This window comes from Eudoraea sp. (assembly GCF_049669105.1).
Lineage (GTDB): Bacteria > Bacteroidota > Bacteroidia > Flavobacteriales > Flavobacteriaceae > Eudoraea.
Map to the genome: position 1 here is coordinate 21,477 of NZ_JBATKE010000004.1, position 7,460 is coordinate 28,936.

Below are 7,460 nucleotides of genomic sequence, written 5' to 3' on the forward strand. Positions count from 1 at the left end.
AATGAAACTAAAGCTCGCATACCTGTTATTGTTCATCATGGCACTTACTAAAATAAGTGCACAGGAAGAGAATCCTTTTATCTCTTATGATGTGCCTTCACAGAACCTATTAAAGTTTAATAGATTTTTAATCAATCCGACTTTCTCAACAGTTCGTGAAGACTTGTCATATATTAATCTTTTGCATAGAAACCAATCGGTATCTTTTGATGATAATAACCAGTTATATTTCCTTAGTTACAGCGGTAGAATTAACGATAGATCCGGACTAGGATTAAGTCTGTATACGCAAAGGGAGGGAGTTGTTAGTAATTACGGAATATTAGCCAATTATGCTTATGGGGTAAAATTAAGTGATAAAAGTAATTTCACTTTTGGAGCAAACTTATCCTATTACAGCAGCGGCTTGGATCAGAACAGGGCCAACCCTATAGAGCTCGATCCGCTATTGAATGGTTTTCAGGATAGTTCTCTGCTTTCCTTTCAACCGGGCTTTAACATTTCATATGATCAGTTTGATTTCGGTGTTTTTGCGGAAAACCTTTTTGATTATAATCTAAAAACAAGTCAATCTATTACGGACTTTAAGGACAAAACCTTCTCTGCTCATTTACAATATACTTATGAGCTGGAAAATAACTCCGGAGTATTTGAAAACTCCCGATTGATGCCACTGGCCAGGGTCAGACAGGTTGGTCAGGAAGATGTTGTTTTAGGTGGTAATCTAATTTTTGACTTACCAAAACTAGGTTGGATACAAGCAGGATACGACAGCTTTTACGGGGCTTCTGCCGGAATAGGTTTTAACCTTGGAAAAAGACTCTCTCTGGGATATACCATGGAGAAAGGTCTGTCAAATAGTTTTGACAACTTTGGTACTACCCACGAAATTTCCTTTGCCTACTCGTTCACTCCTAACCTTACAGAAGACAGGGTAATGCTGGAAGAAAATGAAGAAGCAATTGCAAATATTGAAGAAGAACAAGAAGTGCTAGAAGAATCCCTTGCTTCTGATGACGAAGAAATTACAGAACTCAAGCGTCGCCTGGCGGAAAATGACGCGATCCTTGCTGAGCTTATGTTCAGGCAGGACTCTATAGAGACCAATCGCGAAAAAGATCTTGAAAGAAGATTTGAGATGGTTATGCGCATGGTACGGAATGAAACCAATGGAGAGCGCCCTGATCTTGAAGAAAAGGCCAGGGAAATGTATTTCATTAATAACGACAAAACAGCGATTGTTGAAAATGTAGAGAAACCTAGTCCAACTGAATACAAACCTATAGTCAGGAAAAAAACTCAGGCAGACGTATTTATTCAGGAAGCCAAGCGCAACAATGTTAAAGGCCAAAAATTCAGAGACCTGGAAGGTGTGGAAAATGGATACTATGTAGTTGCGAATGTTTACAAAGGCAAACATTACCTGAATAAATTCATTGACAATCTTAATAATCAGGGGCTAAGCGCTGATTATATTGACAATCCAAAAAACGGATTAAAGTATGTGTATCTAAAGAGATACGATACATGGAAGGAGGCCCTGGCCGCGCACAAATCCGGATTAAACGGAACCTATAGTGGCGAACTATGGGTAATGAATGTTGATAACCGCTATACCAACGAGGCCTATGCCGAAAATGCAAATAAAATTCGTAAGAAATCTTCCGAATATGACACAGATGTTCTTCAAAAGAATGTTGTTGTAAGGGATAATGTTAAAGGCGGCGAGCCAAAGTCGAAAAGTCAATTTATTAATGGTGTTGGTTCCGGATATTACATTATAGCCAATGTCTTTGCAAACCCTAGAAATGCCAATCGCTTTGTAAAACTATTAAACTCCCAGGGGCTCAGTGCCAGTTACTTTATAAATCCCGAAAATAACTATCGGTATGTTTATTTAAAGCGCCATGAATCCTGGAACAACGCCCTCATATCTTACTACTCAAAACTAAATGACGCATATGATGATAAAATGTGGATCATGCGCGTTACACCAAACTTAATAACCTAGATGAAACCAACCTTTACTAAGAAATTTCTTTTTACCTGTGTGGTACTTTTTTCCTATATAGGTATTTCACAAGAATTCAACACTTTTGATGTTCGGTATCAGAACAACCTCAGAGGTGATCTTACTTTTATAGCTAATAATATCGTTAACCGAAACGGAGGTACCGGCAGTACCCAACCGGAAGATGCATATAACTCTACCGGAAACTCTTCCACTTACAATGACTGGCTAAATATGCAGTATATTGATGTGGACGGAGACCCTACTACTTTTAGTTCAAGTAGTGCTACCTTTAACTTCCCACAGGCAAGCTGTAATCTTATTCGCTATGCGGGCCTATACTGGTCAGCTACTTATCCCAGTGCGCAGGCCGGACAACCCCTTGGTACCGGAAGGCAAAACGATTTTAACCAGGTAAAACTTATGGTGCCCGGAGGGGCTTATGTAGATGTTGTTGCAGATGAAATTCTGTTCGACGGATTTACCAGTGGAGATCCTTCGGTAACTCAAAATAGTCCGTATGCATGTTATGCAGATGTTACCGCATTAATTACCCCTTTGGCAGATCCGTCGGGTGATTATACTATTGCAAATGTTCGATCGGTAGTGGGTTCCCTGTCTCCTGGAGGAGGGGCCGCAGGAGGGTGGACGCTTGTTATTGTATATGAAAATCCCACTTATACCGGTAAATTAATTACCACTTTTGATGGTTTTGCCAGAGTAAGAAGTGCTAATCCCTCTGTGGATATAAACTACAGCGGATTTAGTACTATTCCCGTGGGCCCGGTGAGGGCAAATATAGGAGCTGCCGCTTTGGAGGGAGATAATAGAATTACCGGCGACAGAATGCGCATAAGGGCTGCCAGTAATCCCGGATTTACTACAATTAGCAATGCTGTAAACCCAGCCAATAACTTCTTTAATAGTAACATCACGCTTAATGGCGCAATAACCAACAACAGAAATCCGAATAGTGTAAATACTTTGGGTTATGATACGGACATATTTTTGCTTAATAACCCGGCAAACTCTGTAATACCTAATACAGAAACTGATGCTACGTTTAGATTTACATCAAACGGAGATCAATATTATCCTTTCTTTAACTCTTTTAATGTTGAGATTATTGAACCCAACATTATTGTGGAAAAAACCGTTGAGGATATAGCAGGAAATGACATTACCGGTTTAGGCGTAAACTTAGGGCAGTTATTAGACTACGTGCTTGGTTTTCAAAATATAGGTAATGATGACGCTACAAACTATGTTTTGAGGGATATATTACCAGTCAATGTCACGGTTATAGAATCGGATTTGGTATTGCCGCCGGGAGTAACCTATGTTTATGACCCAGTAGCCAATGAAATTTCTTTTAGCATTCCAGACAATTTAATTGAAGAGGGTGATCCCCTTTCGGAGATAAGATTAAGGGTACGGGTAGCTGAAAATTGTTTTGATTTTGTGGACGCCTGCACTGATTTGATTGCTAATCAGGCCTATTCTACTTACCAGGGAGTTATAAACAGCGCGCAAATTACGGATGATCCCAGTGTGTCTGATTTTGACAATTGCGGATTTGTTACTCCAGGTGCTACAAACTTTTTGTTGGATGATCTTGATAGCTGTGATTATAGCAGAACAGTACAACTTTGTGGTGATGATTTACTTCTTGATGCGGGTGACAATTTTGACTCCTACGTCTGGTATAAAGATGAAAATCTGGATGGTTTAATTGACCCGGGTGATACTTTATTAAACGACGGGGACCCTGACAGTGATCCTAGTACTCTTTTAATTAATGATATAGGTGTTTATATCGTAGATAAAATAGTTGCTGACCCTTGTAAGGGATTTCAGGAAATTATTACAGTGGAACTATTTGGAACCACCCAGATAAATCCTATTGTTACCTTAATCAATGACACTTCAAATACCGTTGAGGGCGAGGTAGTTACCTGTCCTAATGATGGAGAACTATTGCCTAAAATATTCCTTTGTGGGCTGAACGATACGGAACTTATTCAAATTAATATTCCCGATGCCGATAGTATAGAATGGGAGCAACTTGATGAAACAAGTTGTGGTGCTTCTGTTGCGGATTGTGCCAATAAGGATTCCGGATGTGGATGGAACAATGTGGGTACAGGAAACAATTTCGTTGCATCAGATGCCGGTCAATACAGGCTGATAATCAATTATCAAAACGGATGTTTTAGTCGTTTTTACTTTAATATCTTCAAAAATCCGCTGGATCCACAATACAATGTTACTGATCTTATTTGCCTTTCACCAGGAAACATTACAGTAACAAATATGCCTGTTGATTACGAATACCAACTGCTGGACGCCACTAACGGAGCTATTCTGGTGCCTTATAGCGCGCTAAACGGTCCTAGTTTTACAATTAACTCAAACGGTGCCTATACCATAGAAATGCGTCAGCAAGGTGTAGTAGACGGCTGTATTTTCAGATTGGAAGATATAGGTGTACTGGAACGTAATTTTCAGGTAAACATTACCACTAAGGATACCGATTGTAATGGATTAGGCGAAATTTCTATTTCAGCCCTTGATGTGGAGCCTCAATATTATTATGAAATATCGCAAGGCGGAACAACCGTTGATACATTTGGCCCTTCCATTGATAACAATTATACCTTTCTCAACTTAAATGATGGTGTATATGATGTTCTGGTTACAACAGATGATGGCTGTTCTTATACAGAACAAGTTACAATAAACGACGTTACAGATCTTGCCGTAAATGCAGTAACAACCAAACCAATAGATTGTACCGATGGCGTTATCACCGTAACAGGTTCAGGTGGTTTTCCTAACCCGGATTATTTATATGCGATCTGGAGCTTTAATGGAGTAACAACTTATTCAGATATTACAGATATCCCTCCTGCTGAATTTCTGGATTTAAGCGACTTCACTTTTACAAATGGTGAAGAAGGCGATTACGTATTTGTGGTGGTTGATGCCAATAACTGTTGGGCGTTATCTAATACAGCCACGATTGCGGTAGCTCCCGCCGTAGAATATACCACGACAGTAGTTGATGAAACTTGCCTCGGTGGGGCAGACGGGTCCTTTACTGTTAATGTAACTAATAACAATGGATATAGTGTAACTTATACCCTGACCTATCCCGATGCGTCTACCACCACCAATGCTTCAGGGTCTTTTACAGGACTGGGACAAGGGAATTACAGCCTGACTTTAACGCAGACCAATGGAACAGATACCTGTGATTTTGTGGAAACATTTACCATAGGTGGTCCTGTTGATTCTGTAACAGGAACGGCAGTATTAATACAAGAGTATACCTGTCTTCAAAATGGTATTATTGAAGCTCAGGGAACTACAGGGGGTACAGCTCCTTATGAATACAGTATTGACGGGGTGAATTTTGTATCCGGAGCCGGGGCAGAATCTTTTTCTAACCTCACAGATGGGACCTATAACATTACGGTTAGAGATGCCAGTGGTTGTGTTTTTGTAACTAACCCGGTAACTATTGATCCATTAAACGAGCCTACTGATCTCACTTTTGTTTCAACGGCGCCCAATTGCCCGGTGCAAACTTCAGATGTTACTGTAACCGTAGTAGATGGCAACACACCATTTGTTTTTGAAATAATTGCCCCTGCGGCAATTTCCGCAACCTCTACATCGGCTAGTTCTGCAGATTTTGATGGCCTTACACCAGACACCTATACATTTAGGGTTACAGACGATAAAGGTTGTGTTTATGAAGAAAGTTATACGATTGCTCCGATAACTCCTATTGGGGTTGTAGGGCAGTTGATCAGTAATATTTCCTGTCTTGGTGATGCGGATGGAGAGATTTTATACACCGTTTCGGGCTTCGCCACATCATATGACTATACTGTAACCGGACCTTCTGCCTTTAGTGGATCAGGAGAAACAAACACAACAATATCCCTACCCAATCTGGCTGCGGGAACTTATGATATTACAGTAACAGATAACAATACCAATTGTGTTGATACAGCAATTGTTACCGTAGATGCCCCAGCGGCTGCTCTTAGCCTGCTGGCTAATGAAACACAACCCACTTGTACAGATCCGGGTAGTGTAGTCCTTACTGCTGCTGATGGTTGGGGAGGTTATGGTTATTCTTTAACCTATCCTGATACAATTACAATTGTGACTAACACAACCGGAACTTTTACGGCTCTGGTGCAATTAGGAACATATATTGCATCTGTTACCGATGCGAATGGTTGTGTAGTTACCACAACTTTTGATTTGAATGCCGCCTTACCTCCTGTATTAGCCATAGTGCCAAATGATGTCTGTTATGACAACCTAACTGGTTTGACATTAACTGCCAATGTAACATCTGGTGGGGATGGAAACTTTGAATACCGAATTAATGGGGGGTTATATGATACCAACAATGTATTTGCAGGCCTAGGTCCGGGAACATACACTATAGATGTAATTGATGGAAATAACTGTACTGGTACAGATACAATTACCATCAATCCTGAATTAACAGTTACGGCTTCTGCGGGTAACATTACCGCTTGCGGAACAACAACGGATATAACCGTAACCGCCGCCGGTGGCGACGGCAATTTTGTTTATGCCATTGTAGCTAATGGCGTTTCGCCAATTCCCGGTGATTTTGGTGCTGTAAACCCAATTACAGTTACAGGGGCCGGTGATTATGATGTATACGTGCGCGATAACAATGGAAACGTAACTTTTTGCGAGGCCATGTACGACATTACTATTGTCCAGGATGCGCCTATAACTATTACGCCAACAGCAACTCCTGTGGTGTGCTTCGGAGATAGTAACGGAGCTATTACTATTGTTGCGGCAAATGGCATGGGGCCCTATGAATACAGTATAGATAATGGAGTAACTTATCAGGCATCAGGAAATTTTGTAAACCTTGCTGCAGGAACATATGCAATTCGGGTTAGAGACGCGAACAACTGCGAAGAGACCGCTTCTATAGATGTAATTGAACCTACTCAGCTGGCAGCAGAGGCTGTTCAAACACAGCCTTATACCTGTCTTCAATTAGGTGAAATATCTGTAGGCAGCGTAACTCCAACAACAGGTGGTTCGGGAGATTATCAATATAGTCTGAACGGAGGTTCCTGGACAGCATCTACGCCTGGGGGAACAACATTTACAGGACTTATAGATGGCACCTATTCAATAAGAGTAAGGGATGCAAATGCAGTTTCCTGTTCTATAACGATCCCGGATGTCATTGTTGCTCCTTTACCCGTTGAGCCAGTATTAAGTACAGCCGTCACTTACAATTGTGATGGTACAGGAAACATTACCATATTACCAAACGACCCTTCTTATATGTATAGCATAGACGGAGGGGCTCTGCAGGCTTCTAATGTCTTTAATAATGTGGCTATTGGCAGTCATCCCATAACTGTTGATTATG

General features: G+C 40.8%; 1 protein-coding gene and 1 pseudogene. Both read left to right on the forward strand.

What is annotated here, in order from left to right:
- Window position 1: 1 nt before the first annotated feature.
- Window positions 2–2,011: a PorP/SprF family type IX secretion system membrane protein gene (locus WBM60_RS00180; protein WP_424277307.1), complete on the forward strand. Its 2,010-nt coding sequence runs from the start codon at window positions 2–4 to the stop codon at window positions 2,009–2,011.
- Window positions 2,012–7,460, forward strand: a pseudogene (locus WBM60_RS00185) (hypothetical protein); the annotation flags it as partial.

Coding starts and splice junctions, on each gene's coding strand:
- WBM60_RS00180 (WP_424277307.1), top strand. CDS start 2: ATGAAACTAAAGCTCGCATACCTGTTATTGTTCATCATGGCACTTACT.